Source organism: Pseudomonas sp. R3-56, from assembly GCF_051132075.1.
Lineage (GTDB): Bacteria > Pseudomonadota > Gammaproteobacteria > Pseudomonadales > Pseudomonadaceae > Aquipseudomonas.
In genome coordinates this window covers 1748481-1775419 of the sequence record NZ_CP071657.1, presented here as the reverse complement: position 1 = coordinate 1775419, position 26939 = coordinate 1748481, and the positions used below count along the sequence as shown (strand labels likewise).

Annotated in this window: 17 protein-coding genes; 10 read left to right on the top strand and 7 right to left on the bottom strand. The window is 63.0% G+C overall.

Annotated features, from left to right (window positions below):
* Positions 1-23: 23 nt before the first annotated feature.
* Complete coding sequence (locus J3P96_RS08155; RefSeq protein ID WP_434601487.1) at positions 24-1478, top strand: TrkH family potassium uptake protein; 1455 nt, start codon at positions 24-26, stop codon at positions 1476-1478.
* On the opposite strand, the gene J3P96_RS08150 is transcribed toward J3P96_RS08155, so the two are convergent.
* Positions 1435-2490 carry an AraC family transcriptional regulator gene (locus tag J3P96_RS08150; protein ID WP_434656446.1) on the bottom strand — a complete coding sequence of 352 codons (1056 nt, stop codon included), beginning with the start codon at positions 2488-2490 and terminating at the stop codon, positions 1435-1437. The genes J3P96_RS08155 and J3P96_RS08150 overlap by 44 nt on opposite strands.
* A gap of 297 nt (positions 2491-2787) precedes the next feature.
* Here J3P96_RS08150 and J3P96_RS08145 point away from each other — a divergent pair, with 297 nt between their 5' ends.
* Positions 2788-3099, top strand: coding sequence for an Mpo1-like protein (locus J3P96_RS08145; RefSeq protein ID WP_434656445.1), 312 nt, complete (start codon positions 2788-2790; stop codon positions 3097-3099).
* Between the two features lie 11 nt (positions 3100-3110).
* Positions 3111-3692 carry an HD domain-containing protein gene (locus J3P96_RS08140; RefSeq protein ID WP_434656444.1) on the top strand — a complete coding sequence of 194 codons (582 nt, stop codon included), beginning with the start codon at positions 3111-3113 and terminating at the stop codon, positions 3690-3692.
* A gap of 156 nt (positions 3693-3848) precedes the next feature.
* Here J3P96_RS08140 and J3P96_RS08135 read toward each other — a convergent pair whose 3' ends face one another.
* Entirely contained in the window at positions 3849-4667 is an 819-nt protein-coding gene (locus tag J3P96_RS08135) for a UDP-2,3-diacylglucosamine diphosphatase (protein ID WP_434572576.1), read from the bottom strand.
* 135 nt (positions 4668-4802) lie between these two features.
* Here J3P96_RS08135 and J3P96_RS08130 point away from each other — a divergent pair, with 135 nt between their 5' ends.
* Both J3P96_RS08130 and J3P96_RS08125 read left to right on the top strand, forming a co-directional pair.
* Positions 4803-5546 carry an AraC family transcriptional regulator gene (locus tag J3P96_RS08130; RefSeq protein WP_434656443.1) on the top strand — a complete coding sequence of 248 codons (744 nt, stop codon included), beginning with the start codon at positions 4803-4805 and terminating at the stop codon, positions 5544-5546.
* 92 nt (positions 5547-5638) lie between these two features.
* Complete coding sequence (locus J3P96_RS08125; RefSeq protein WP_305499541.1) at positions 5639-6529, top strand: DMT family transporter; 891 nt, start codon at positions 5639-5641, stop codon at positions 6527-6529.
* A gap of 19 nt (positions 6530-6548) precedes the next feature.
* Here the strand turns inward: J3P96_RS08125 and J3P96_RS08120 are convergent, their stop codons facing one another.
* Positions 6549-6836, bottom strand: coding sequence for a SelT/SelW/SelH family protein (locus tag J3P96_RS08120; RefSeq protein ID WP_434572572.1), 288 nt, complete (start codon positions 6834-6836; stop codon positions 6549-6551).
* Between the two features lie 70 nt (positions 6837-6906).
* Between J3P96_RS08120 and J3P96_RS08115 the strand changes: the two genes are divergently transcribed.
* Positions 6907-9096 (top strand): patatin-like phospholipase family protein, encoded by a 2190-nt coding sequence (locus J3P96_RS08115; protein ID WP_434656442.1) that lies wholly within the window; start codon positions 6907-6909, stop codon positions 9094-9096.
* Between the two features lie 128 nt (positions 9097-9224).
* Here J3P96_RS08115 and J3P96_RS08110 read toward each other — a convergent pair whose 3' ends face one another.
* The 3 genes from J3P96_RS08110 to recQ all read right to left on the bottom strand — a co-directional run bounded on the left by J3P96_RS08110 (position 9225) and on the right by recQ (position 14023).
* Positions 9225-11225 (bottom strand): FimV/HubP family polar landmark protein, encoded by a 2001-nt coding sequence (locus J3P96_RS08110; RefSeq protein ID WP_434656441.1) that lies wholly within the window; start codon positions 11223-11225, stop codon positions 9225-9227.
* A gap of 119 nt (positions 11226-11344) precedes the next feature.
* Positions 11345-11779 (bottom strand): MarR family transcriptional regulator, encoded by a 435-nt coding sequence (locus J3P96_RS08105; RefSeq protein ID WP_305499533.1) that lies wholly within the window; start codon positions 11777-11779, stop codon positions 11345-11347.
* Positions 11780-11896: 117 nt separating this feature from the next.
* Entirely contained in the window at positions 11897-14023 is a 2127-nt protein-coding gene (gene recQ / locus J3P96_RS08100) for a DNA helicase RecQ (RefSeq protein ID WP_434656440.1), read from the bottom strand.
* A gap of 445 nt (positions 14024-14468) precedes the next feature.
* Here recQ and J3P96_RS08095 point away from each other — a divergent pair, with 445 nt between their 5' ends.
* Together J3P96_RS08095 and J3P96_RS08090 are read left to right on the top strand one after the other, a co-directional pair.
* Positions 14469-15056: a UPF0149 family protein gene (locus J3P96_RS08095; RefSeq protein WP_434629155.1), complete on the top strand. Its 588-nt coding sequence runs from the start codon at positions 14469-14471 to the stop codon at positions 15054-15056.
* Positions 15057-15064: 8 nt separating this feature from the next.
* On the top strand, positions 15065-15463 hold the full coding sequence (locus J3P96_RS08090; RefSeq protein ID WP_434572566.1) for a YbaN family protein: 399 nt from the start codon (positions 15065-15067) through the stop codon (positions 15461-15463).
* Positions 15464-15704: 241 nt separating this feature from the next.
* Here J3P96_RS08090 and J3P96_RS08085 read toward each other — a convergent pair whose 3' ends face one another.
* Positions 15705-22826, bottom strand: a complete 7122-nt coding sequence (locus tag J3P96_RS08085; RefSeq protein WP_434656439.1) for a retention module-containing protein — start codon at positions 22824-22826, stop codon at positions 15705-15707.
* A gap of 452 nt (positions 22827-23278) precedes the next feature.
* Here J3P96_RS08085 and J3P96_RS08080 point away from each other — a divergent pair, with 452 nt between their 5' ends.
* Together J3P96_RS08080 and J3P96_RS08075 are read left to right on the top strand one after the other, a co-directional pair.
* Positions 23279-24637, top strand: coding sequence for a TolC family outer membrane protein (locus J3P96_RS08080; RefSeq protein WP_305499524.1), 1359 nt, complete (start codon positions 23279-23281; stop codon positions 24635-24637).
* A gap of 18 nt (positions 24638-24655) precedes the next feature.
* On the top strand, positions 24656-26815 hold the full coding sequence (locus J3P96_RS08075) for a type I secretion system permease/ATPase (protein ID WP_434656437.1): 2160 nt from the start codon (positions 24656-24658) through the stop codon (positions 26813-26815).
* Positions 26816-26939 lie beyond the last annotated feature (124 nt).

Below are 26939 nucleotides of genomic sequence, written 5' to 3'. Positions count from 1 at the left end.
CCCTATCAGCCCGAGCGGACTTCATGGCGTTGCCGACCCTGCGGATCATTGGTTTCATCATCGGCATCTTCCTGATCACCCTGGCGATCTTCATGATCGTGCCGATGGCCACGTTGCTGATCTACGAACGCACCAGCGACCTGCCATCATTCCTCTGGTCGAGCATGATTACCTTTGTCGCCGGCCTCGCGTTGATTCTTCCCGGACGCCCCGAGCACATCCATCTGCGCCCCCGGGACATGTACCTGCTGACGGTCAGCAGTTGGCTGGTGGTGTGTGTCTTTGCCGCGCTGCCGTTCTTGCTGACCCAGCACATCAGCTACACCGATTCTTTTTTCGAAAGCATGTCGGGCATCACCGCCACCGGTGCAACGGTCCTCAGCGGCCTGGACACGATGTCGCCGGGGATCCTGATGTGGCGCTCGCTGCTGCACTGGCTCGGCGGTATTGGCTTCATCGGCATGGCGGTGGCGATTCTCCCGCTGTTGCGCATCGGCGGCATGCGGCTGTTCCAGACCGAATCGTCCGATCGCTCGGAAAAAGTCATGCCGCGCTCACACATGGTGGCGCGACTGATCGTGGCCTCCTACGTCGGCATCACCATACTCGGCACGCTGGCACTGTGGTGGGCCGGGATGAGTCTGTTCGATGCGATCAACCATTCGATGTCGGCCATTTCCACCGGCGGTTTTTCCACCTCAGACCTGTCCCTGGCCAAATGGACGCAACCGGCCGTGCATTGGGTCGCCATTGTCATCATGATCCTCGGCAGCCTGCCGTTCGCCCTCTACGTCTCGACCCTGCGCGGCAATCGTCGGGCACTGATCAAGGACCAGCAAGTCCAGGGGCTGATCGGCGTGCTGCTGGTCACCTGGCTGGTGCTCGGCACTTGGTACTGGGCCACCACCGACCTGCATTGGCTCGACGCCCTGCGGCACGTGGCGCTGAACGTGACGTCCATCGTCACCACCACCGGTTTTGCCCTGGGCGACTACAGCCTGTGGGGCAATTTCTCGCTGATGTTGTTCTTCTACCTGGGTTTCGTCGGCGGCTGCTCGGGTTCGACCGCCGGCGGGATCAAGATTTTCCGCTTCCAGGTCGCCTACATCCTGCTTCGGGCCAACCTTAACCAACTGATTCACCCGCGCGCGGTGATCAAGCAGAAATACAACGGCCACCGCCTCGACGAAGAAATCGTCCGGTCGATCCTGACTTTCTCGTTCTTCTTCGCCATCACCATCTGCGTCATCGCGCTGCTGCTGTCGCTGCTGGGCGTGGAATGGATGACGGCACTGACCGGCGCGGCCAGTACCGTGTCCGGTGTCGGCCCGGGGCTTGGCGAGACCATCGGCCCGGCCGGCAACTTCGCCCCGCTGCCGGATGCCGCCAAGTGGATTCTTTCCGGCGGCATGCTGCTCGGCCGGCTGGAGATCATCACGGTGTTCGTGCTATGTATTCCGGCGTTCTGGCGTCACTGACCGGCGTCGCTACAGCCCGCGCCCGGTACTCGCCGGGCGTGGTCCCGAACCAACGACGAAAGGCCCGGAAAAAATTGCTCGGGTCGGCAAACCCCAACAGATAAGCCACTTCCAGCAGCGTCATGGTCGGCTGCGCCAGGTACTGCTCGGCCAGTTCGCGGCGCGTATCGTCCAGCAAGTTCTGGAAACTCGTGCCTTCATCCTGCAAGCGCCGCTGCAAGGTACGTTGCGACAAGTGCAGGGTCTGCGCGACCACGTCCCGCTTGGGCTCGCCCCGGGGCAGCAGCCGGCAGAGCACCTGCCGCGCCTGGTGGGTCACGCGGCTTTCGGAAAAGCGTGCGAGGTATTCGCCGGCAAACCGATCGTGGAGCTGCGCCATGGCCTCGTTGGCCGTGGGCAGCGGCGCCTCCATGTCCTCCTGCTGGAAAATCAGCGCGTCATAGGGAGCATCGAACACCAGTGGCGCGCCAAAAGCCCGTTGATAAGGTGCCAGGTCAACGGGTTCGGAACCCTGGAACAGTACCTTTACCGGATGCAAGGTGCGTCCGGTCAACCAACTGCACAAGGACAGCGCGCAGGCCAGGGAGGCTTCGGCACTTTGCCGGGTCGGCGGAAGGTGATCGCCATGCACGGTGAGAATCAGCCCATAGCTCTCCTCCAGATGACGAAAACTCAAGTCGGCGCTTTCTGCAATGATCCGCTGGTAGCGCACCAGCCGCTGGAAGCCTTCGACCAGCGTGCGACTGGACATCAATGCGTAACCGACCACATGGAACGATGCCGGGCGCACCACCTTGCCCATGTTCAGGCCGATGGCCAGATTGCCGGAACGAGCCACCGCCAATTGCCAGAGCCGCGTCATCGAGTCCTGGGTAAAGCGCGCGTCGGGATCCTCCAGCGCAGCAAAATCCAGCGCCAGTTGCTTGAACAGCGCCCGACAGTCCAGACCGTCCATTTCCAACGCCTTGACAATCCCCATCGCCCAGCTTGAAGAAGTCGTTCGTTCGCTCATGGCATTTGCTTGCATGACGAGCCGCAGGGTACGGCTGGATTGGCGAAGGATATCAGTGTCCTGTCTTGCAAATACGTTCCTTTTTGACGAGTGGCTGTTGTCGTCAGGCAAGGCGCCGCGACGAGTCATAGCCCGCTATGGCGAGGAGCGGCAACGCAGCATGACGGCAACAGACGCCGTCCAAAAGGAACAGTATTTGTAAGACAGGACACTAGAGTGGCGCTGATTGTCACTGGCTGTTGCGTTTGGTAGCTCTAGACTTCAAATATCAGAACAATAACCAAAGAGCCTGCATTCTTGGAAAACACCAAACCATTCAACACCTTCGCCGAGTTCTACCCGTATTACCTCAGCGAACACAGCAACAGCACCTGCCGACGCCTGCACTTCATCGGCACCTCCCTGGTCATCCTGGTTTTCGCCCTGGCCCTCGCCGTCGGCGCCTGGTGGCTGTGGGTCGCGCTGCCGGTGGCCGGCTACGGCTTCGCCTGGGTCGGCCACTTCTTCTTCGAAAAAAACCGCCCTGCGACTTTCCAACACCCTCTCTACAGTCTGCTCGGCGACTTCGTCATGTACCGCGACATGCTGCTGGGCAAGGTGGCGTTCTAAGGAGATTGCCGATGACGTCTCACGCGCGCTTCACCCACATGCAGGACGGCAGCCGGGAAGACTGGGCGATCATCGCCGCCGACTTCAGCGCTTACGCGCGGCAGTTGCCGGGCCGGATTCTGAGCCACCTGAGATTGCTCGATGGCGACTTCGGCGGTTTCCCCGTGGATCGCCTGACCCACTCCCTGCAAACCGCCACCCGTGCCTACCGCGACGGGCGAGACGAGGAGTACGTGGTCTGCGCCCTGCTCCACGATATTGGCGACACACTGGGTTCGTACAACCATCCGGACATCGCGGCGGCGATCCTCAAGCCGTTCGTCAGCGCCGAGAACCTGTGGATGGTGGAGAAGCACGGAATCTTCCAGGGCTACTACTTCTTCCATCACCTGGGCATGGACCGGCACCTGCGGGAGCAGTTTAGGGAGCACCCGCAGTACCAGGCGACGATCGATTTCTGTGCAAAATACGACGCCGCGGCGTTCAATCCCGAGTACGACACGCTGCCGCTGAGTTTCTTCGAGCCAATGCTGGAAAGGCTGTTTGCGGCACCGAAGCAATCGATCTACAAGGCGGCGATGGCCGAAACCTGAGAGCCCCTGTGGCGAGGGAGCTTGCTCCCGCTGGGCTGCGCAGCAGCCCCCCGTTCGGGCGCCTGCATTTATCCAGACACATCGCGCGGTTCAATTGACGACTGCTGCGCAGCCGAGCGGGAGCAAGCTCCCTCGCCACGGGGGTTTATGTGAGCTTCAGGCAGGCTCAGTCACTTTCAACTCAGCCTTGACCAGCGCTTCGCGCGCCTGGGCGTCCGCCAGGCGATAGAGCTCGATCGAGCCATCCCAATGCTCGATCAGCGCCGTGCACGACTCGACCCAATCACCGCAGTTGAGGTACTCCACCCCGCCCACCGTGCGAATCTCGGCATGGTGGATGTGCCCGCACACCACGCCATGCAGTTCACGCTTCACGCACTCATGGGCGATGGCTTCTTCAAAGTCGCTGATGAAGCTGACAGCGGTCTTGACCTTGTGCTTGAGGTACGCCGACAGCGACCAGTAACCGTAGCCGTAACGGGCCCGCCAATGATTGAGCCAGCGATTGAGCGTCAGGGTGAATTCGTAGGCCGAATCCCCAAGAAAGGCCAACCAACGGTGATAACGGGTGATCACATCGAACTGGTCGCCATGGATCACCAGCAGGTGCCGACCATCGGCGGTGACATGCACCGCTTCGTCCACCAGTTGAATGTTGCCCAGGATCAGCTTCGAATAGCGGCGCAGGAATTCGTCATGGTTGCCGGTGACATAGATCACCTCGGTGCCGCGCTTGCTCATGGTCAGCAAGCGACGAATGACGTTGGTATGGGCCTGTGGCCAATACATGCCACTGCGCAGTTTCCAGCCGTCGATGATATCGCCCACCAGGTAGACCTTGTCGGCGTGATAGCCCTTGAGAAAGTGCGACAGGTGCTCGGCCTGGCAATCTCGCGTACCCAGGTGAACGTCGGAAATCCACAGGGTGCGGACACGCTGTTTGCGGCTGGGCCTGGCGAGCTCGGCGCTGGTCATTGGGCAACCCTCTGATCGTTTTCACCACAGTGCACCCCAGCGGTTAATGCCCCATGACAATAATGCGTCGGTTGCATGACAGCGCAAGGCGCCGCGCCCTCCGTGTAGACTGGCCGCCTGCCACGGGAGACCGCGATGAGACCGATCCTCACGCTACGCCACTACAGCCACGATCTGATTGTCCACAGCCACGACCATGCGCAGCTGGTGTTCGGCTTGTCCGGCGCGCTGGACTTCGAAGTCGAAGGGCGTGGCAGCCAGGTGGTGCAGCAGAGTTTCGTGGTGGTACCCGCTGGCGCCCATCACGCCTGCGGCAGCCCCCAGGGCAGCCGTTGCCTGGTGCTGGATGTGCCTGATGATGACTGGGTCGGGCAGTGCCTGGGCGATCACGCCGATGCCAGCCGGCGCTTGCTCGACCGCAATATCCGCCTGCCCCTGGATACGGGGCAGAGCCAGTTGGTGAGTTGGCTCGCGGGCAGTCCGGTGGACGATCCGCTGATCGCCCAGCAAGGCGCGGTGCTGCTGTTGGCCAGCCTCAACGGCACCCGCCAGCAAACGAGCGGCAGCCGGCGCCTGCCCTATGCCGCGCTGGACGCTCATATCGACCAGCACGCGGCCTATCCGCTGCAAGTGGCGGACCTGGCGCGGGTCGCCGGGCTTTCCAGCGCGCGCCTGCATGCGCGCTTCGTCGCCGAACGCGGGCAGACGCCAATGGAATACATCCGCAGCCGCCGCCTGCACAAGGCCGTGGGACTGTTGCGAGACTCAAACCTGCCCATCGGCGAAATCGCCCATCAGGTTGGCTACAGTTCGCAAAGTGCCTTCGCGGCGGCGGTGCTGCGCGAGTTCGGTGTTTCGCCGGGCAAGCTTCGGCGCTAGATCCGCGCTAAAAATCGCTAGGTTCGCGACAGACAGAAGCGGCTGGCAAAGGGTTCAATAGCCGGACGCTCAACCGCTCAACAAGGATTGCAATGACTCCCCGTACCGCCCTCGGCGCCTTGCACATCGGCGCGCTCATGTTTGGCCTGACCGGCGTGTTCGGCAAACTGGCCGCCGCCTCGCCAGCGGTCATTGTGTTTGGCCGTGCGGTGTTCGCCGTGCTGGCCCTGGCGGTGTTTGCCCGGTTCGCCAGCCGCACCCGCTGGCAAAAACTGCGCGGCCGCGACGCTCGCCGGTTGCTGCTCGGCGGGCTGTTGCTGGCCGGACACTGGGTCAGCTTTTTCATCTCGGTAAAAGTCGCCGGGGTGGCCATCGCCACGCTGGGGTTCGCCAGTTTCCCTGCCTTCACCGTATTGCTCGAAGGGCTGATTTTCCGCGAGCGGATCCGTGCCAACGAAATTCTCCTGGTGGTGCTGGTGAGCGTCGGCCTGGTGCTGGTCACACCGGACTTTGACCTGGCCAGCGGCGCCACCACCGGTTTGCTCTGGGCCGTGGCTTCGGGACTGTTGTTCTCGCTGTTGTCGCTGACCAATCGCGCCGGCTCCGCGCACGTACCGCCGGTGCAGGCCGCGCTGTGCCAGAACGTAGTCGTGGGCTTATGCCTGTTGCCGATGGCCGCGCCACAACTGAGCGACGTGCGCCCCATCGACTGGTTGTGGATCGGCCTGCTCGGGGTGTTCTGCACGGGCCTGGCCCACAGCCTGTTCGTCGCCAGCCTCGCGGTGATCAAGGCGCGCACCGCGGCGGTAGTGTTCGCCATGGAACCGGTCTACGGCATCACCATTGCCTGGCTGCTGTTCGATGAAAACCCGACGCTGCGCATGCTGCTCGGTGGCGTGCTGATCATCGTTGCGATTGTGGTGTCGAGCCAGCTCGACGGCACGAAAAAATCCAGCGCCGGCGCCCAGGCCTCGTCTCACTGAGCCAGGTGACTGAAACGAGTCACTGAACCCGGTCGTTGTGCCCCAGGTCGCGCTCCGGGTCGATCCGGTCGCGGACCCGCTGTTTGAGGACCTTGGCCTCGGGAAAACCGCCGTCAGCCTTGCGCTCCCAGACCTGCGTACCGTCACAGCTGATATGGAACACCCCGCCGGTGCCCGGCACCAGGGACACCTTGCCCAAATCGTCGCCAAACGTGCTGAGCAACTCCTGGGCCAGCCAAGCGGCGCGCAGCAACCATTGGCACTGCGTGCAGTAAGTGATGACGACTTCCGGTTTGTGAGCGGTCATTGCTGGTGAACTCCTGCGGTCAAAGGCCTCGTTATACTACCGCCTTTGACCGCCTGCCCCGAGATTGACGATGCGCCGCCTGCTGCCATGCCTGCTCCTGCTACTGCTGCCCCTGTTCGCCAACGCGGTCGAAGCGACGCGACCGAAGATCGGCCTGGTACTTTCCGGCGGCGCGGCCCGTGGGCTGGCGCATATTGGCGTGCTCAAAGCCCTGGAAGAACAAGGCATCAAGATCGACGCGATCGCCGGCACCAGCATGGGCGCGGTGATCGGCGGCCTATACGCCTCCGGGTACAAGATCGACGAGCTGGAGAAGCTCGCCCTGGGCATCGACTGGCAGCAAGCGCTGTCCGACGCCCCGCCGCGCAAGGACGTGCCCTTCCGGCGCAAGCAGGACGATCGGGATTTCCTGGTCAAGCAGAAGCTGAGCTTTCGCGACGACGGCAGCCTCGGCCTGCCGCTGGGCGTGATCCAGGGACAGAACCTGGCCCTGCTCCTGGAAAGCCTGCTGGCCCACGCCAGCGATACCCGGGATTTCGACAAGCTGCCGATTCCCTTCCGCGCCGTGGCGACCGACATCGCCACTGGCGAAAAAGTCGTGTTCCGCAAGGGCCACCTGCCCAAGGTGATCCGTGCCAGCATGTCGATCCCGGCGGTGTTCGCCCCGGTGGAACTGGACGGGCGGCTGCTGGTGGACGGCGGCATGAGCGACAACATTCCCTTGGACGTGGCCCGGGAAATGGGCGTGGACATGGCCATCGTCGTCGATATCGGCACGCCGCTGCGCAACCGCAAGCAATTGGTCACGGTGGTGGATGTGCTGAATCAGTCGACCACCCTGATGACCCGCCGCAACTCGGAGGAACAACTGGCGACGCTGAAAAACAACGACGTGCTGATCCAGCCCGCCCTGGCGAGCTTTGGCTCCACCGATTTCGGCCGCGCCACGGAAATAATCGACGCCGGTTACCGCGCCACCCGGATACTCGAGGCGCGCCTGGCGCACCTGCGTCGCCCTGAACCGGCCGACGCCGAGCTGATGGCGGCGCGCACCCCCAGCGAACGCACGCCGGTCATCACCGCGATACGGGTGGAAAACGATTCGAAAGTCGGCGACGACGTGATCCGCTATTACATTCGCCAACAGATCGGCGAGCCGTTGGACCTGGGTCGCCTGCAAACCGACATGGGCACCTTGTACGGCCTGGATTATTTCGAGCAGGTGCAATACCGCGTAGTACACAAGGGCGCGGACAACACCCTGGTGATCAGCGCCCGGGGCCGACGCACCGGCACGGACTACCTGCGCCTGGGCCTGAGCCTGTCGGACGACATGCGCGGCGACAGCGCTTTCAACCTCGGTGCCAGCTACCGGGTCAACGGTATCAATCGCCTCGGCGCCGAATGGCTGACACGGGCGCAGATCGGCGACAAGCAGGAGCTGTACAGCGAGTTCTACCAGCCGCTGGACGTCGGCTCGCGCTACTTCATCGCGCCCTACGGACAGTTCGAATCGCGCAACGTCGAATCGATCCTCGATAACGACCCGGTCGCCCAGTATCGGGTCGAGCGCTATGGCTTCGGCTTGAACCTGGGCCGACAGATCGGTAACAGCGGGGAAATCCGCTTCGGTGTCGGCCAGGCCTGGGGCAAGGCGGACGTGCGCATCGGCGATCACGACCAGCCCAGCGAAAACTTCAACGAAGGCTTCTACGAGCTCAAGTATTCATTCGACTCGCTGGACAACGTCTACTTCCCCCACGAAGGGGAAGACATCGGTTTGTCCTGGCGCCAGTACGAACCCGGATTAGGTTCCGACCAGCGTTATCGCCAGTGGGAATTCAGGTTGGACAAGGCCCTGAGCAGCGGCCCGGATACCTTCATCCTCGGCGGTCGTTATGGCCGGACCCTGGACACCGCCGAGGTCGTGACGTCGAGTTTCGTCCTCGGCGGCGCCCGACAGCTGTCGGGTTTTCGTGAAGACGGGATATCCGGCCAGAACATGAGCCTGATGCGCGCCGTGTACTACCGCAGGCTCACGCCGCGCGCCTACCTGCCGCTGGATTTCCCGTTGTATGTTGGCGGTTCGCTGGAGCGCGGCCGGGCCTGGAACAACGACAATGAATTCGACAGCGGCTACATCAACGCCGCCAGTATTTTCCTCGGGTTCGACACGCCGCTGGGGCCACTCAACTTCAGTTACGGCTTCAACGACGATGATGAGCAGGCGGTGTATCTGAATCTGGGGCAGACGTTCTAGCGCTGTTCAAACTGTGGGAGCGAGCCTGCTCGCGAAAGCGGTCACTCAGTCAAAGATGATGTTGACCGGGGCTCCGTCATCGCGAGCAAGCTCGCTCCCACAAGATTCTCTCCAGCCTATGGATCATCTCAACGAATCCCGGCCAGCAGCACCCGGGCCGTTTCCTTGAGCGGCTCGTCGCCCTCTTCCACCAGTTCCTCCAGCAGCGTGATGGCGCTCTTGAGGTCACCCTCATCGATACGATTCTGGGCTTCTTCGAGCTTTTCCGAATGCTGCGAGGGTTGCGCCTCAAAGGACACCGGTTCGAGCGACAGGGAGTCGAATTCCGGTTCGGCGGTCAGCGGCTCCAACTCCAGCGACTGCTCTTCGTCGGCAAACCCGTCGAGAAAATCATCGTCCAACGACTCGGTTTCCAGAGGCGCGCCCCATTGCAGGTCGGGCTCATCGAACCCCGAGAGCGACAAGGTGCCGGTTTCGAAGGTTTCCAGGGGTTTCGGTTCAGCGGCTGCCTGCGGGGTGTCGGTCAGGTCCCAGCTGTTCTCCATGGACAAGCTATCGAGCTTCAGCTCGAATTCGTCGCTGGGGGGACTGGGCGGTTCGGGCTCTGGAATGCGTGCCAGGGGTTCTGTCGGCGCAGGCGCATCAAGTGGCGTATCACGCGGCGTATCAAGGGAGGTCTCAACGGGCGCGGTAACCATGGAGATCCTCGGGTAGCGCCCGCGGACTTCTTCCAGCGCCTGGCGATCGATACCCTGGGCCAGCAGGTGGTTCTCCTGGGCCTGGAAACCGATGACATCGCCCTGCTTGCCCAGCACGTCGAGCAACTTGAGGCCCAGGTCGGTACGCTCCGGCTCCGCCAGCAACGCGGCGCGCAACAAGCCCGCCGCTTCGGTGAAGCGGCCATAGGTCAGGTAGATTCCCACCCCTTCGAGCACATCGCCGAGGGGCGCATCGCCGTTATTGAACGACGCGGCGACTTCAGGGCGTTCGGCGTCCGATTGCCCGTAGGTTTCGGGTTCGTCATCGTCCAGGATCAATTCGCGAGGCTCGGACATCGGCTGCGGATCCGTCAGCTCCTGCTGTTGCCGACGGCGAAGGAACAGCAACACGACGAGCAACCCCAGCAGCCCCACCAGCCCCGCCACCCACACCCAATCGATGCCCTCTGCCTCGTCGGCCGGCGCCGCCTCGACCACCGGAGTGGGCTCGACGTTTTCCGCTGGCGCCGCTGTCGCGGCAACGGCACCCGGCGGCTCCTGGGCCAGTTGCGCCTGCAACTCGCTGATCTGCTGGCGCTGGCCGGCAATTTCCGCGTCCTGGGCCTGAAGCCGGGCTTGAAGTTCGTCGATGGTTTTCTGTTGTTGCTGGTTTTGCAGCACCGAGGCGGCGAGTTGCTCGGCATTGCTGTCGGGGGCGCCAGAGGCCGGCGTTGGAGGGGTTGCGGCGGGAGGCGGCAATATGGCCGAGTCGGGCAGCAACAGGCGCTGACCGATGGAAAGCCGCTCGCTGCCAGGGTTCAGCGCCTGGATGCCCTGCATGAGCTCATTGACAGAGGCATTGCTGCCGGCGTCATGCAGGCGCTTGGCGATGGTCCAGGGGTTGTCGCCCTGCACGACGGTGTAGCGCTTGCCTTGTGTGGCCGGTGGCGGCTTGATCGCGGGTGTCGCTTCGGCCGCAGCGGAAGGCTCGTCCACGGCCGGCACAATCCCTGGCGTGCCCGGCGGATCGATCAGCACGGTGTATTCGCGCAGCACCCGGCCGTTAGGCTGGTTGAGCTGTACCAGGAAATTGAGGAAGGGTTCTTCCACCGGCTTGCTGGAAGTCACCCGGATGAAGCTGCGCTCGCCGCGCAACACCGGCGTGAAACGCAAGCTGTTGAGAAAAAAAACGCGCTCCACCCCGGCGCGACTGAAATCGTCCGGACTCGCCAGGCTGGCCGACAAATCCCCCTCGCCCAGGCCGGCCGCATCGACCAGGGCGATGTCGGCACGCAACGGCTGGTTCAGCGCGGAATGAAGCGTGATCTCTCCCAGCCCCAGCGCCGACGCCAGGGCCGGAAAGCCCAGGGCACCCACGACTATCAACACGTTGACCCAGTTGCGCAACGTGGACTGCAGACTTTCAAGCATGGGCATCCCTTTCGATTACCAGAACCAACCTCGGCGCAAACGCTTCCATTAGGAACGCTTACTACTGGTTATAGTTCGCTAACCGACGAATCTCAAAAACCTGGCGCGAGGTATATGCCTCAGGATTTTTCCAGGTTGGCCAGGATTCTGCCGTGAACCCGCATGCACACCCGCATATCCTCTTCGTCAACGCCTTCAAACAACTCCCGACGCAGCTGCGTGGCAATGGTTTCGATCTGTTCAATCAGCGGTAAGGCCGGCGCGCAGAGCACGATTTTCTTGGCGCGGCGGTCCTCGGCCACGGCCTGGCGCTGCACCAGTCCCTGGGTTTCCAGGCTATCGAGCAAGCGGGCCAGGGTCGGGCCTTCAACGGCGACGCTCTGGGCCAGCTCACGCTGGGTCGGCGCCTGTTCGAAGCGGGCCAGGTGCAGCAGCACCAGCCAACGCGCCTGGGACAGGCCCAGCCCGGCGAGGCGACGGTCCAGCTCGGCTCGCCAGCCCCGGGACATTTGCGCCAACTGCATGCCAAAGCGGTGTTGATCGGTTAGAGGCATAAAAAACTCATCAGAATCTAAATAGAGAAATACTAATTATTAGTCAGCTAAGCATGAGCTTCGGATTCAAGCAAGGCTGGCGCTGTAGTGAATCGTTAAAGGAGCGTAACCATTTGATCAGACTTCAAATTCCGATTGCAGTGCAGCCCTGACGCAATACAGGACGCCTTCCGGAACGCGGCCTGCAAACAGCGCGGCAACGTCAGATACCGCAGGCAATTCACCCTCGCCGTCGAGAAACGCGTCCTGGATTTCGCCCATCAGTTCTTCGGGCAAATCCAGCGCCTGCTCCAGGGATAGCTGCTGTTGGCCGATCGCCTCGGCCAGCATCGTGTAGACATTCTTTTCCGAACACTGCAGTTGCCCGGCGATCTGTAGCGGGGTCATGCCGGCACGAGCCAGCGTGATGAGTTCGTGGCGTACATCGGCCACGGCTTTCGGCGCTTCGGCTTCACCGCCGAGCACCTGGAGGAAAGCCTCGCCGTAACGCTCCAGCTTGCGCGCGCCAACGCCACTGACCCGGGCCATTTCCGCCAGGGAAGTCGGTTGGCTGCGGAGCATTTCCAGCAACGTCGAGTCGGGGAAAATGACATAGGGCGGCACGCCATGCTCCTCCGCCAGCTTGCGCCGCAAGGCGCGCAAGGCCTCCCACTGATCGCGCTCCTCGCCACGCACCAGTTGGCTGGCCTGGCTCTTGCTGCTCTTGATCGCTGTTGCGGGCTTGAGGTCGCGACGCAGTTCCAGGCTGACCTCGCCTTTGAGCAAGGGCCGGCAGGTCGCGCTCAGGCGCAGGCCGCCATAACCTTCCAGGTCGATGTCGGCCAGGCCGCGCGCCACCAGTTGCCGGAACAGCGAGCGCCATTCGCTCTCGGTGCGGGCCTTGCCCACGCCGAACACCGAAAGGTGCTGATGGCCAAAGCTGCGGACCTTTTCGTTGTCCTTGCCCAGCAGCACGTCCACCAGATGCCCCACGCCATAACGCTGGCCCGTGCGATAGATGGCCGACAGCGCCTGGCGGGCCGGCTCGGTGGCGTCCCAGGTCTCCACGCCGTCGACGCAGTTGTCGCAGTGCCCGCAAGGCTCGGGCATGTCCTCATCGAAATAGGCCAGCAAGGTCTGGCGGCGGCAACGGGTTTCCTCGCAGAGCGACAGCATCGCGTCGAGCTTGTGTTGTTCCAGGCGTTTGTGGCGCTCATCGCCCTCGGAGTTCTGCAACATCTGCTTGAGCATCACCACGTCCTGCAGGCCGTAGGCCATCCAGGCATCGGCCGGCAAACCGTCACGACCGGCACGGCCGGTTTCCTGGTAATAGGCCTCCAGGGACTTGGGCAGGTCCAAATGCGCGACGAACCGTACGTTGGGCTTGTCGATACCCATGCCGAACGCCACGGTGGCGACCATGATCAGGCCTTCCTCGTTGAGAAAGCGCTTCTGGTGATAGGCCCGCAGATCGTTGGGCAGGCCGGCATGGTAGGGCAATGCCGGGAAACCTTGCTCGCTGAGAAACGCCGCCACCTCCTCGACTTTCTTGCGCGACAGGCAGTAGACGATACCCGCGTCGCTGCGGCGCTCGGCGAGGAACGCCAGCAATTGCTTGCGCGGCTGTTCCTTGGGCACGATGCGGTAAAAAATGTTCGGGCGGTCGAAGCTGGAGAGGAACCGCTCGGCGTCCTGCAGGTGCAGGCGCTCGACGATTTCTTCGCGGGTACGTTTGTCGGCGGTGGCGGTCAGGGCGATGCGCGGCACGTCGGGAAACAGCTCGGCCAATTGCCCCAGTTGCAGATATTCACGACGGAAGTCATGGCCCCATTGGGATACGCAATGGGCTTCGTCGATGGCAAATAGGGCGATTTCCAGGCTCTTGAGAAAAGCCAGCATGCGCGGCTGCACGAGACGTTCAGGCGCCAGGTAAAGCATTTTCACTTCACCGCGCTTGATGCGTTCCGCCAGGTCCCGCTGCTGCTCGGCGCTCAGCGTGGAGTTCAACGCGGCGGCGGCAACGCCCAGTTCTTCGAGGGTCGCGACCTGGTCGTCCATCAAGGCGATCAGCGGCGACACCACCACCGCGAGGCCGTTGCGCAGCAGCGCGGGTACCTGGAAGCACAAGGACTTGCCGCCGCCGGTAGGCATGAGCACCAAGGCATCGCCACCGCTGGCCACGCGCTCAATGATGGCACCCTGGCGGCCACGAAAACTGTCGTAGCCGAAGATGTCCTTGAGGACGCGTTGAGCCTGTTCGAGCATAAAAACTCCAAAAATCACCGAAACATCCCTGCAAGGCTGGTCCAGAAACACAAACGCTGCACCGGCGAATCGTAAGTGCGCGTTTCGAACCGCCGGGATGCCGCAGGGCATCACAAAACGCGGCAGTATACCCGAGGGCTTCGTTGCGAAGGGGGTTGCTGACGGGAGGTTTGAGGGAGTGCGCAAATGAATGCGACGCAGCCGTTGTGGCGAGGGGATTTATCCCCGCTGGGTTGCGTAGCAGCCCCTCATGTTGCTTGAGTCGCGCTAATCCCTAGTAACGAGTCGGCTGCGTTGGGGCTGCGTTGCAGCCCAGCGGGGATAAATCCCCTCGCCACAATGTACGAGTACAGCCCGGCAAGAAAGCAAATCCACCACGCGGCTGGCCTGAGCGCTCAAGAAAGCCTAGAATTCCCGCATTGTTTATTCCCCAAGGTAGCCTGTAATGTCCTTCGCTGAGCAACTGACCCGCCTGCAAGTCTTCCTCGACGCCGATGAGCTGCACGAAGAAGCGCTGGATTACGTGGCCGCTCATGGCTACCTGACCGCCCTGTCGATCTGCTCCGAGCAGGTGCCGGAGCGTGAATGGATCGACGCCCTGTTCGCCGAAGAACCGCACTACAGCGACGAAGCCCAACGCGCCGAAATCGAAGCGACGCTGGTCGGCCTCAAGGCTCACATCGCCCGCCAACTGGCTTCCGATGAAGAATTCGAGCTGCCGTGCGAGCTGGACCTGGGCGACGATCCGGACGATTCGGAACTGCGCGGCTGGTGCATCGGCTTCATGGAAGGCGTGTTCCTGCGCGAAGCGGCCTGGTTCGAAACCGCCGAAGAGGAAGTCAGCGAAATGCTGTTGCCGATCATGGTCGGTTCCGGTCTGTTCGACGAGCAACCGGAGTTTTCCGACATTGCCGCCGACGCGAACCTGATGGACGACATGATCGTGCAGATCCCGGAAGCCCTCACCGCCCTGTACCTGCTGTGCAACGCCCCGGACGAGAAACCGGCGATCCTCAAGCCGCGCCACCACTGAGTCAGCGGGTGCCCGCGCCCCTCGGCAATCGCCCGCTGATCCTGCGCTACGCTCTGCTCGCCATCGGCTGGCTGAGCGTGGTGCTGGGGGTCATCGGCATCTTTATTCCCGTCCTTCCCACCACCCCCTTCCTGTTATTGGCCGCGGCCTGCTTCGCCCGCAGTTCGCCACGCTTCTACCGCTGGCTGGTGGAGCATCCGCGCCTCGGCCCCTGGATCGGCGACTACCTCAGCGGCAACGGCATCCCGCTCAAGGGCAAGGTCTACGCCATCGGGTTGATGTGGGCGAGCATCCTGCTGTCGTGCTACCTGGTGCCCCTGCCATGGGCGCGGGTGTTCATGCTGACCAGCGCGGTGCTGGTGACGGTGTATATCCTCAGGCAGAAGACGCTGCGCAAACCTGATTGAAGGCCCTTGTGGCGAGGGAGCTTGCTCCCGCTGGGAGGCGAAGCCGCCCTGAAATCAGCTGATGCGATTCCCCAGGCAGACCGCGCCTGCCGATTTTACGACTGCTGCGCAGCCGAGCGGGAGCAAGCTCCCTCGCCACGGGAACAGCGGTGCCTGGGTCCGGGAAAATTTTGTGCGGGCCAAAATGAAAAACCCGCCATCTCCAGAGCAGAGATGGCGGGTTTTGTCGTTTCAGCTCATCTCACACTGTGTCGACCTTCAACGAATGGTCGTTCAGCATGCCGTTGATGATGGTCGCGGTGTCCGCGCCGCCGATCATTCCGCCTGCGCCCGGCGTGACGCCGTAGTGGCTGGCGAGGTTGACGCCGGCCAGGTCGATGGTCTGGTTCGGCGTGGCGCCGGCGGTGCTGCTGACGTCGATGCTGGTGATCAACGAGGCTCCACTGCCGGTCACGCTGAAGTGCAGATAGTCATCAAGCGACGCCGCGCTGCTGTTCTCGCCCAGCAGCAGTTGCGACAGGTCGAGTTTGTCGAGGCCCGGGGTGAAATCCGTGATGACGTCGTGACCGCTGTTGCCCGCCTGCCATTGGAACGTGTCGGCGCCGTTGCCACCGGTGAGGGTGTTGTTGCCCAGGCCGCCGATCAGCAGGTCATCGCCGTCACCGCCGTTGAGCACGTCATGGCCGAGGCCGCCGTCGATGCGATTGCTCAGGCTGTCGCCGGTCAGGTGGTCGTTGAAGTTCGAGCCGACCAGGTTCTCGATGCCAGCCAGGGTGTCGGTGCCGGCCCCCAGGGTGTTCTGTCCGGCCAGCAGGCCGAGATTTACCGTGACGCCGCCGGTGGCATGGGCATAACTGGCGGTGTCGTTGCCAGTGCCGCCGTCGAGCAGGTCGTTACCGGTACTGCTGTAGAGCAAGTCATCGCCAGCCCCGCCATGCAAGGTGTTGTTGCCCGCGCCGGTGCTGAGGATGTCGTTGCCGTCGCCGGCGTTGAGCACGTTGTTGCCATTGCCGGCCAGCAGTACATCGTCGCCCGTGGTCCCCGTCAGGGTGTGGCCCGCCTGGTAGCTGATGCCCACCCCGGCGGAGTCACTGCCGCCGTGGTTGTCGCTGGCAGTGTAGCTGCCGTGATAATCGGGAGTAGTGTCCTGGGCACCGGCGTAGTTGACGGTCAGGGTCAGTTGGTAATTTTCCGAGGCATTGGCGTTGCCATTGCCGGGGTTGGGAATGTTGGTGACATGGATCTGATAATTGCCATCCGCCGCCGCGGTGAACGAGGCGCCATCGTTGATTGCGATGAAGGGGCCGCCGTTAAGCGAATATTCCATGGCGATGCGACCGGCCGTGAGATTGTGATCCAGGGTCAGGGTTTCGCCTTGCTTGAGGCTGATGTTGAGCCGGTCCTCATCGTTGGCGTTGTTGTTCGACACCGCTCCCAGCGCCCCGCTGACCACCAGCACTGCGGTCATGCTCGCGGTATTGGCGACGAAGGCACTGCGGTTGAGGCTGATCGACTGGGCGTTGTTGCCAGTGAAACTGGCGGTACCGGTGCTGCCGGTGAAATCCGCGCCCCTGGCCACCCAGCCGGTATTAAAACTGGTCGGCGATGCGGAGAGCGGGTCGCCGTTGGCGTCGCTGTCATTGCCCAGCAGCAGTTCACCCGGAACCACGATGTTGCCCGAGAGCACGTTGGTGATGACGTTGTCATCGACCGCCACCGGAGCGCTGTTGGGTTGGACTTTGATCACCAGGTTGGAGCCCGCCAGGTCACCATCGTTATCGCTGAGGGTGTAGCCGATGTTCTCGGTGATCAAGGTGCTGGTGGTGGTCTGGGAGGTGTAGCTGAACGCGCCGGTATCAAGATTCACCACGAGCATGCCGTCATGCCCGGTGGCGATGCTGACGGTGTTGGTCGCGGTGTTGAAGGTGCCGTGGTTGGCCCCGCCGCTGATGGTCAGCGCCCCCTGGCCACCGTTGGCATCGGGGTTGTAGCTGTAGGTCGTGCCGTCCACCACCAGGCTTTTGATAAACCCGCCGTCGGCGCCGAACGAGCCGCCTTCGCCAAACAGGCTGCCGGTAACCGGCACGCCTTGCACAGTGCCGGAAAGCACCGAATTGAGCTGGTTCAAGTCAGTCACCACCACCGCGTTGGTGTTGGTGTGGGTGCTGCCGTCGTAGGCCAGCGGGTCAAGATTGACGTTTCTGGCGCCGCTGCCCAGGCCGACGGCGTAATTCTTGATGCTGTTGGCGTCGAGGAAGGCCTTCCACGCGGCCTCGTCCGCCGGGCCGATATCGCCCTTGGTCGGCTTGCCGTCGGAGAAAAAATAGCCAACGTTCTGGGCGCCGGTCAGTTGCCCCGGTGTTGCGAACGCCGTCTTGGCCATCTCCACGGCCGCATCGTAATTGGTGTCACCGTGCGCCTTCAGCGCGGCGATCAGTGTCTTGGCGGTTGCCACGTCCACCCACACGGCACTCTGGCCGGTGGCGCTGCCGCTGAAGGTCACAAGCTGGACTTTCACGTCGCCCATGTCGTCGTATTTGTCGAGCAAGGCGCTGATCGCCTGTTTGGCCAGGTCCATTCGCGAGAGGCCCGGCACACCGGAATCGTCTTTCATGCTGCCGGACACGTCGAGCACGATCAGCAGGTTCGAATCGATCTCCACCGCCGTGACCGAACGCTCGGACGCGACAGCCTTGGGCACATCGTCGACGATGCTCACCACCAGGTTGCCGGTGGTGCTGTTGCCCAGGGAATCGGTGGCCTGATAGGTGAAGCTTTCGGTCAATACGTTCGGGCCATTGTTGGCATGCGGCGTGGTATTCGCCGGCGAGGTCAGCGTATAGGTGTAAGAGCCGTCGGCATTGAGCAGCAACTGGCCGTGGGCGCCATTGGCGTCTCCCACCAAGGCAAATGTCACGGCGCCGGTTGCACCGCTGACCGAACCGACCAAGGTGCCGGTGGCGGTTTCGCCGGTGCTGCCCGGCTCGCTGCCGGTGGCGGTGCCGGGGGCCAGGTCCTGGCCATCCTGTTTCAGGTCCAGGGCTTTTTCGTAAACGGTGACGTCATGATCGGTTTCAGCCACCAGGCAACTGTTGTGCACGTCGATGGTGATGGTCGTGGTGCTTTCATCCCCATCGGCGTCGCGCACGGTGTAGGTGAATACATCGGTGGCACCCGGTATGCCAACGGAGTCCGGATTGCTGTGATAGACCGCGTTGCCATTGGCATCCAGGGTCAGGTAGCCGTAGGTGCCGTTGATCTGGCTGTTCAGGCCGCCGTTGGCCGGGCTTGACGTATCGTTGCCGGACCGCACGCCGATCACCACGCCACCGTCGGCGCCGAGCACGTCGTTATCCAGCACGTTGCCGCTGACCGTCCCGCCCTCCACCACCGCCGCGGTATCACAGTGCGCCTTGGGCACATCGTCGACGATGTTGATAACGATGGTGCTGGTGACGCTGTTACCGAGTGAGTCCGTAGCTTGATACGTGAAGCTTTCGCTCAACACGTTCGGACCATCATTGGCGGCGGGCGTTGTCGTGGCGGGCGACGTCAGGGTGTAGGTGTACGAACCGTCCGGGTTGAGCAACAGTTGTCCATGGGCGCCAGTGGCATTGCCGATCAGGGCGAAGGTGACGGCGCCGACGGCACCGGTCACCGAGCCGACAAGGCTGCCGCTCGCGGTTTCACTGCTGGCATTCGGCGCACTGCCGGTGACGGTGCCGGGGGCCAGGTCCTGGCCATCCTGGTTGAGATCCAGGGCTTTTTCATAGACGCGGATTTCCTGGTCAGGGGTTGCGGCCAGGCAGCTGTTGTAGACGTCAATGGTGATGGTCGTGGTGCTCTCGTCGCCATCGGCGTCGCGCACGGTATAGGTGAACACATCGGTGGCGCCCGGTGCGCTGACGGCATTCGGGTTGCTGTGGTAGACCGCGTTGCCGTTGGCGTCCAGGGTCAGGTAGCCGTAGGTGCCATTGATCTGGCTGTTGAGGCCGCCTACGGCGGAGGTCGATGTATCGCTGCCGGCGCGTACGCCGATCACTGCGCCGCTGGCGGCAGGCCCGTCGGCGCCGCCCTCGTCGTTGTTCAGCACGTTGCCGCTGACCGTCGCGCCCTCTTCCACCGAGGCGGAGTCGGCGTGGGCCTTGGGCACGTCATCGACAATGTTCACGTCCAGGTTGCCGGTGGCCGTGGTGCCGTTGTCATCGGTGACCACCACGCTGAACTGCTCGCCCAGGCTGTTGGCGCCGTTGGCATTTGCATGCGCTTCGTTGTCGAGCAAGGTGTAGCTGTAGCTGACCACGCCCGTGGCGGCGTTGAAGCCGGTGACGGTCAAGGTGTTGCCCAACGCGGTGGTGATCGATTGCGGGAAACCGGCGGCGACGCCACCGCTGACCACAGTGATGCCGCCGACGCTCAGGGTTTGCACGCCGTCCAGCGCGGTGATGGTGAAAGTGCCGCTCTGGGTCAGCGCCGAGGTGTCCGGGTTGCTGCCGTCGCCGAGGTTTTTCTCCTGCACTGTCAGCTCGCCGCCCTCGGTGTCGAGGCCGTTGATGATCACCGGGTCGTCGTTGTTGTGCACTTGCAGCACCAGGTTGGCGGTGCTGGTGTCGCCGTCGGCGTCGGTCAGGGTGTAGGTGAAGGTTTCGCTGCCATTGCCGCCGCCGTGCAGGCCTTTGAAATCGGTGTCGCCAGGGTTGAGCGTGTAGGTGTAGGAGCCGTCGGCGTTGAGCACCAGCGTGCCGTAGGTGCCGGTGAAAGTGCCGGGAGTAATCGGCCCGGACGCCACCTGATCGGCGCCTTGGCTGTCGTTGGGCAGCACGTTGCCGGTCAGGGTCAGGTTGTTTTCCGAAGCAGTACCGGCGTTGCTGTCGTCCACGGCCTGAGGCACGTCATCGACAATGTTCACGTCCAGGTTGCCGGTGGCCGTGGTGCCGTTGTCATCGGTGACCACCACGCTAAACTGCTCGCCCACGCTGTTGGCGCCGTTGGCATTTGCATGCGCTTCGTTGTCGAGCAAGGTGTAGCTGTAGCTGACCACGCCCGTGGCGGCGTTGAAGCCGGTGACGGTCAAGGTGTTGCCCAACGCGGTGGCGATCGATTGCGGGAAACCCGCAGCGACGCCACCGCTAACCACAGTGATGCCGCCGACGCTCAGGGTCTGCACGCCGTCCAGCGCGGTGATGGTGAACGTGCCGCTCTGGGTCAGCGCCGAGGCGTCCGGGCTGCTGCCGTCGCCGAGGTTTTTCTCCTGCACCGTCAGCTCGCCGCCCTCGGTGTCGAGGCCGTTGATGATCACCGGGTCGTCGTTGTTGTGCACTTGCAGCACCAGGTTGGCGGTGCTGGTGTCGCCGTCGGCGTCGGTCAGGGTGTAGGTGAAGGTTTCGGTGCCGTTGCCGCCGCCGTGCAGGCCTTTGAAATCGGTGTCGCCAGGGTTGAGCGTGTAGGTGTAGGAGCCGTCGGCGTTGAGCACCAGCGTGCCGTAGGTACCGGTGAAAGTGCCGGGAGTAATCGGCCCGGACGCCACCTGATCGGCGCCTTGGCTGTCGTTGGGCAGCACGCTGCCGGTCAGGGTCAGGTTGTTTTCCGAGGCAGTACCGGCGTTGCTGTCGTCCACGGCCTGAGGCACGTCATCGACGATGTTCACGTCCAGGTTGCCGGTGGCCGTGGTGCCGTTGTCATCGGTGACCACCACGCTGAACTGCTCGCCCAGGCTGTTCGCGCCGTTGGCATTTGCATGCGCTTCGTTGTCGAGCAAGGTGTAGCTGTAGCTGACCACGCCCGTAGCGGCGTTGAAGCCGGTGACGGTCAAGGTGTTGCCCAACGCGGTGGTGATCGATTGCGGGAAACCGGCGGCGACGCCACCGCTGACCACAGTGATGCCGCCGACGCTCAGGGTTTGCACGCCGTCCAGCGCGGTGATGGTGAAACTGCCGCTCTGGGTCAGCGCCGAGGCGTCCGGGTTGCTGCCGTCGCCGAGGTTTTTCTCCTGCACCGTCAGCTCCCCGCCCTCGGTGTCGAGGCCGTTGATGATCACCGGGTCGTCGTTGTTGTGCACTTGCAGCACCAGGTTGGCAGTGCTGGTGTCGCCGTCGGCGTCCGTCAGGGTGTAGGTGAAGGTTTCGCTGCCGTTGCCGCCGCCGTGCAACGCAACGAATTGCGGGTCGCTGGTATTCAGGGTGTAGGTGTACGTACCGTTGGGGTTGAGCACCAGCGTGCCGTAGGTACCGGTGAACGTGCCGCCGATGATCGGCCCGCTGTCGGGGCCGGTGGGTATGCGATCAGCGCCCTGGTCATCGTTGGGCAACACGTTGCCAGTGAGGGTGACGAGGGTCTCCGATGCGGTGCTGGCGTGGCTGTCATCGATTGCCTGGGGTACGTCGTCGGTAATGTTGACGTCCAGGGTTCCGTTGGCCGTATCGCCGTCGTTATCGACGGCCACGACCGGGAATTGCTCGCTGATGGTATTGGCACCACCGCCCGCCGGATGGGTTTCGTTGTCGGTCAGGGTATAGGTGTAGCTCACCACGCCAGTGGCGGGGTCATAGCCGGTGATGGTCAGCGTGTTGCCCAGCGCCGAGGTGACGGACTGCGGGAAACCTGAAGCCACGCCGCCAGCGATCACGCTGATACCGCCGATGCTCAGGCTGTTCAAGCCGTCGGGAGCGGAAACGCTGAAGGTGCCGCTTTGCACCAGCGCGCCAGGATTGCTGGCGGTTCCGTCGGCAAGGTTGGCCTCGTTGGTGCTCAGCTCTCCGCCGTCCACGGTCACGCCATCAAGGGTGACGGGGTTGTCCGGCGTTTCAGGAATGACCGGCGGCACGGTTCCATCGCCATCATCGCCGTCGTTGGCGTCCGGATCAGCCGCCAGCTCCAGTTGTGGAAACTCGGGAATCCCGTTGAACCCGGCGGTTGGGAAGCCAATCAGAGGATCAACCTCCCCGGCCACCTCCTCCAGCAGCACAAAGCTGTGCCCACCGCCCACTCCGCCCGGGTTGCCGCCCTCGGCGCCCGCCGCCGTGGCCTCGCCCGTCTGGGTCGGGTCGGCGCCGGCGGCGATGGCTTGCTGCAATTGCTGCACATCGGTCAGTTGCGCATTACTTGGCACTGGCGCTTCGGGCGTGTCGACAGGCGCTGCCTGGTTGGCGAGCAGCTGCGGGGTCAGGGTCAGGTCACTTTCGCGGCCCAAGGTCAGTTCCTGGCCGTTCTGCAAATGCACGGCTACTGCGCCCTCAGCGCCGGTGATCAGGTGCTCACCGGCGTACAACCGATCACCTTCGATCAACGGGCGCCGCAGCCCACCGGCGGCCTCTGCGAAAACCTGCCCTACGACCTTACTGACGGTACCGATGAGCGCTGCCATGTGCATTTCCTCCGTTGCCAACCGTAGTCGGCACCTGTGCTGAGTGAAGAAGCGAGACTTAGGCTGGCCGTCAGAATCTGGAAAATCTGCCAGCTTTCGCGAGATCGGAAGGTAGCGGATTTTCGCCGCAACGACAAAAAACCGTCACGCATGCCGCCTCGCTTTTAAATCTTTTTGCCCTTCTTCACATCGTTTCGAAATTTATCTGGAACTTTTTATTGACGTCTGGAATCCGTCAAGAGCCTTAAATACAAAGGCTTTCGCGTTGAACAATGTGCCGGTTTTTTCCTAGCTCATAGGTTTTTTTTGGAATAAGCGTTATGAGAAATTCTTCTTAGGATTTTCCTGGAATGTTCTTAGCTGTGTTGTTACAAGGTTGAAACGGTTTTGATCTTTTACACGTCAATATTCTGGCGACAACGAAGCACAACAGACCTCAGGAGATGCATCCCATGCGCGTTCTTACCCCTCTCTGCAGCGCGGTTTTGCTGGCCATGGCCTGCTCTTCTCAAGCGCAGGCCATGTCCTTGACCGAAGCGATACAGAGCACCATCGCGACCCACCCGGAACTCGCACAGCGGGTGGACAGCCGTTTGTCGGCCAATGAAGACGTCAAGGTCGCCCGGGGCGGTTTTTTCCCGTCGGTGGATTTGAACGCCGGCTATGGTCGGGGCTACAGCGACAACACCAACACCCGGGCGCTGGGCAACCATCACACCAATATCCTCACCTACACCCAGTCGGAGCTGCGCCTGCGCCAGATGATCTTTGACGGGTTCAATACCGCAAACGAAGTGGAACGCACCAAGGGTGTGGTCAACTCCCGCGCCTATTACGCCCAGGGCACCGCGCAGGACCTGGCCCTGCGGACCATCGAGGTCTACCTGGAAGTACTCAAGCGTCGCGAGCTGGTAACCCTGGCCAAGAACAACCTGCAGGCGCACCTGCGCGTCAACGACCAGATCGGCCTGCGCACCGAGCGTGGGGTGGGCAGCACGGCCGACTCCGACCAGTCCAATGCCCGTCGGGCCCTGGCGGAAAACAACTACGACACCGCTCAGGTCGACCTGGCCGATGCCGAGGCGAACTTCTACAGCGTGGTCGGGCGCATGCCCGATGAGCTGGAAGCCCCGCCGTCGACCAAGGGCGAAATCCCGGTTGACCTGCGCGAAGCCCAGCAGAGCATGGTGGATAACAACCCGTACCTGAAATCGGCCCAGGCCGACATCCAGTCCGCCGAAAGCCAGTATGAAGTGGCGAAATCGCCGTTCTACCCGCGCTTCGATGCGGAAGCGGCGGTGGGCGCCAACAACAACCTCGGCGGCGAAGAAGGCCACGACAACAACTGGCGGCTGGGCGTGGTGATGAACTACAACCTGTTGCGCGGTGGTAGCGACAAGGCCCGGCTGGCCTCCAACGCCCACCAGATCAACCAGGCCATGGACATCCGCAACAACGCCCTGCGCCAACTCAACGAAGACACGCGCCTGGCCTGGAACGCGATGCTCAACGCCCGCAAACAGACCCCGACGGCCCGTGAGTACGCCGACACCACCGCCCGCGTGCGTGCCGCTTATCAAGACCAGTTCGGCCTCGGCCAACGGACCCTGCTCGACTTGCTCGACAGCGAAAACGAGCTGTACAACGCCAACCGTCGCTACACCGAGGTGCGCTACACCGAGGAATACTCCATGTACCGCGTGCTGGCGAACATGGGCCTGTTGTTGAGCAAACAGCGGATCGTGCTGCCGGCCGACGCCGTCGCCCAGACCGAAGTCAAGAACCAGGCACGGCTGCCGGAACTGAAGTAGTCCATGGGAGCGATCGACATGACCCGCATGGAACCGGTAATCCCCGGCGCCGACCCGCGCCTGAACTTCGATGACCCGTTGCTGGACGGCTTGTTGATCCTCTGCAAACTCCATGGCGCGACTGTCAGCCGCGCCAGCCTCAGCGCCGGGTTGCCAATGGCGCACCAACGCCTGAGCCTGGACCTGCTGCCTCGCGCAGCGGCCCGGGCCAGTCTGCAGGCGCGGCTGCTGCGTCGCGACCTGGCGGACATTTCAGCGCTCAATCTGCCGGTGATGCTGATTCTGGCCGGAGGTCGCTGCGCGATATTGCGCCGCTGGGGTGACGACGGCCAGGCGCTGATCCTGCCCAGCGAAGCCGATGGCGGCGAACAATGGGTCAGCCGCCAGGAGCTGGCCGCCGACTACAGCGGCCAGGCCTTGTTCGCCCGACCGCGCCACGAACTGGAAGATTTGCGCGCGCCGCTGGTGCCGCGAGTCGAGGCCTGGTTTCGTGACACCTTGAAACTGTCGCGCTGGCTGTACAGCGACGCGATCCTGGCGAGCTTCCTGATCAACCTGCTGGGATTGATGGTGCCGCTGTTCGTAATGCAGACCTACGACCGCGTGGTGCCGAACCAGGCCACGTCGACATTGTGGGTGCTGGCCGTCGGGCTGCTGATTGGCACCGGCTTCGAACTGGTGTTGCGGGTCGTGCGGGCTCATCTGCTGGACAGCGCCGGCAAAAAGACCGACGTGATTCTCTCCGCCACGCTGTTCGAACGCATCACCGGCATGGCGATGAAAGCCAAACCGGTGACCATTGGCGGCTTCGCCCAGAGCATCCACGACTTCCAGGGCCTGCGGGAATTTCTTACCGCCGTGACCCTGACCAGCCTGATCGACTTGCCCTTTGCCGTGCTGATGCTGGTGGTGATCGGCCTGCTTGGCGGCTGGCTGGTGGTGATACCCGTGGTGGCGTTCCCGATCACCGTGGTTTTCGCCATGATCATCCAGGCGCGCCTGCGCGACACCGTGCAGAAAAGCCTGGCCCTCGGCGCCCAGCGCCAGGCCTTGCTGATCGAAACCCTCGGCGGCCTGGAAACCCTCAAGGCCTGCAGCGCCGAAAGCGAACGCCAGCATCAGTGGGAAAGCACTCATGGCGCCCTCACCCGCCTCGACAGCCACGCCCGCAACCTTTCGGCGCTGGCAACCAATGGCACGCTGTTCCTGCAACAACTGGCCGGCATGGCAACCATCGTCGCCGGCGTCTACAGCATCATTGCCGGCAACCTCAGCGTCGGCGCACTGGTGGCGACCTACATGCTCGGCAGCCGGGTCCTCGCGCCGCTGGGCCAGATCGCCGGGCTGATCACTCGCTACCAGCAAGCCCAGCTCACCATGCGCAGCACCGATGCCTTGATGGCCCTGCCCCAGGAGCGCGACGCCAGCCAGCGTCCGCTGGAGCGCACCCAATTGCAGGGCGCCCTGGATGTCAGCGGCGTGACCTTCCACTACGACGGCCAGAGTACTCCGGCGTTGGCGAACGTCAGTTTCAGCCTCAAGCCTGGCGAGCGCGTCGGGATCATCGGCCGCAGCGGCTCGGGCAAAAGCACCCTGGCGCGCCTGGTGATGGGTTTTTATGCCCCGCAGGAAGGTCAGTTGCTGCTCGATGGCCTGGACCTGCGGCAACTGGACGTCGCCGACCTGCGTCAACAGATCGGCTACGTCGCCCACGACCTGCCGCTGCTGGCCGGCAGCCTGCGCGACAACCTCACCCTTGGCGCCCGCTACATCAGCGACGGCCGCATGCTGGAGGTGGCGGAACTCACCGGCGTGACCGAACTGGCGCGCCAGCACCCGCAAGGCTTTGATCGCCCGGTCGGCGAGCGCGGCCAGCTGTTGTCCGGCGGCCAGCGCCAGGCCGTGCTGCTGGCTCGGGCCCTGCTGCTCGACCCGCCGATCCTCTTGCTCGATGAACCCACCAGCGCCATGGACAACAGCAGCGAAGATACCTTGCGGCAAAAACTTCACACCCATGTGCAGGGCAAGACCGTGCTGCTGGTCACCCACCGTACCTCGATGCTGAGCCTGGTGGATCGCCTGGTGGTGCTGGAAAACGGACGGATCGTGGCGGACGGACCGAAGGACGCGGTGATCGATGCGCTGCGCAAAGGGCGGGTGGGGTCTGCGGCGGTGTAGAAGCCGACACATATCCTGTTTGGTCCGGGGAAACATGGCGAGGGAGCTTGCTCCCGCTGGGCTGTGAAACAGCCCCAAGGCCATTCACCTGGTTGTGTCAGGCAGACCGCGTCGGCAGGTTTTA

What these genes read in the sequence shown, in the direction of transcription:
- recQ (WP_434656440.1), bottom strand. Translation starts at nt 14,023, where the DNA reads ATGCTCGAACAGGCTCAACGCGTCCTCAAGGACATCTTCGGCTACGAC.
- J3P96_RS08120 (WP_434572572.1), bottom strand. Translation starts at nt 6,836, where the DNA reads ATGACCGCTCACAAACCGGAAGTCGTCATCACTTACTGCACGCAGTGC.
- J3P96_RS08130 (WP_434656443.1), top strand. Translation starts at nt 4,803, where the DNA reads ATGAGACCGATCCTCACGCTACGCCACTACAGCCACGATCTGATTGTC.
- J3P96_RS08135 (WP_434572576.1), bottom strand. Translation starts at nt 4,667, where the DNA reads ATGACCAGCGCCGAGCTCGCCAGGCCCAGCCGCAAACAGCGTGTCCGC.
- J3P96_RS08080 (WP_305499524.1), top strand. Translation starts at nt 23,279, where the DNA reads ATGCGCGTTCTTACCCCTCTCTGCAGCGCGGTTTTGCTGGCCATGGCC.
- J3P96_RS08085 (WP_434656439.1), bottom strand. Translation starts at nt 22,826, where the DNA reads ATGGCAGCGCTCATCGGTACCGTCAGTAAGGTCGTAGGGCAGGTTTTC.
- J3P96_RS08075 (WP_434656437.1), top strand. Translation starts at nt 24,656, where the DNA reads ATGACCCGCATGGAACCGGTAATCCCCGGCGCCGACCCGCGCCTGAAC.
- J3P96_RS08110 (WP_434656441.1), bottom strand. Translation starts at nt 11,225, where the DNA reads ATGCTTGAAAGTCTGCAGTCCACGTTGCGCAACTGGGTCAACGTGTTG.
- J3P96_RS08115 (WP_434656442.1), top strand. Translation starts at nt 6,907, where the DNA reads ATGCGCCGCCTGCTGCCATGCCTGCTCCTGCTACTGCTGCCCCTGTTC.
- J3P96_RS08150 (WP_434656446.1), bottom strand. Translation starts at nt 2,490, where the DNA reads ATGAGCGAACGAACGACTTCTTCAAGCTGGGCGATGGGGATTGTCAAG.
- J3P96_RS08140 (WP_434656444.1), top strand. Translation starts at nt 3,111, where the DNA reads ATGACGTCTCACGCGCGCTTCACCCACATGCAGGACGGCAGCCGGGAA.
- J3P96_RS08155 (WP_434601487.1), top strand. Translation starts at nt 24, where the DNA reads ATGGCGTTGCCGACCCTGCGGATCATTGGTTTCATCATCGGCATCTTC.
- J3P96_RS08105 (WP_305499533.1), bottom strand. Translation starts at nt 11,779, where the DNA reads ATGCCTCTAACCGATCAACACCGCTTTGGCATGCAGTTGGCGCAAATG.
- J3P96_RS08095 (WP_434629155.1), top strand. Translation starts at nt 14,469, where the DNA reads ATGTCCTTCGCTGAGCAACTGACCCGCCTGCAAGTCTTCCTCGACGCC.
- J3P96_RS08125 (WP_305499541.1), top strand. Translation starts at nt 5,639, where the DNA reads ATGACTCCCCGTACCGCCCTCGGCGCCTTGCACATCGGCGCGCTCATG.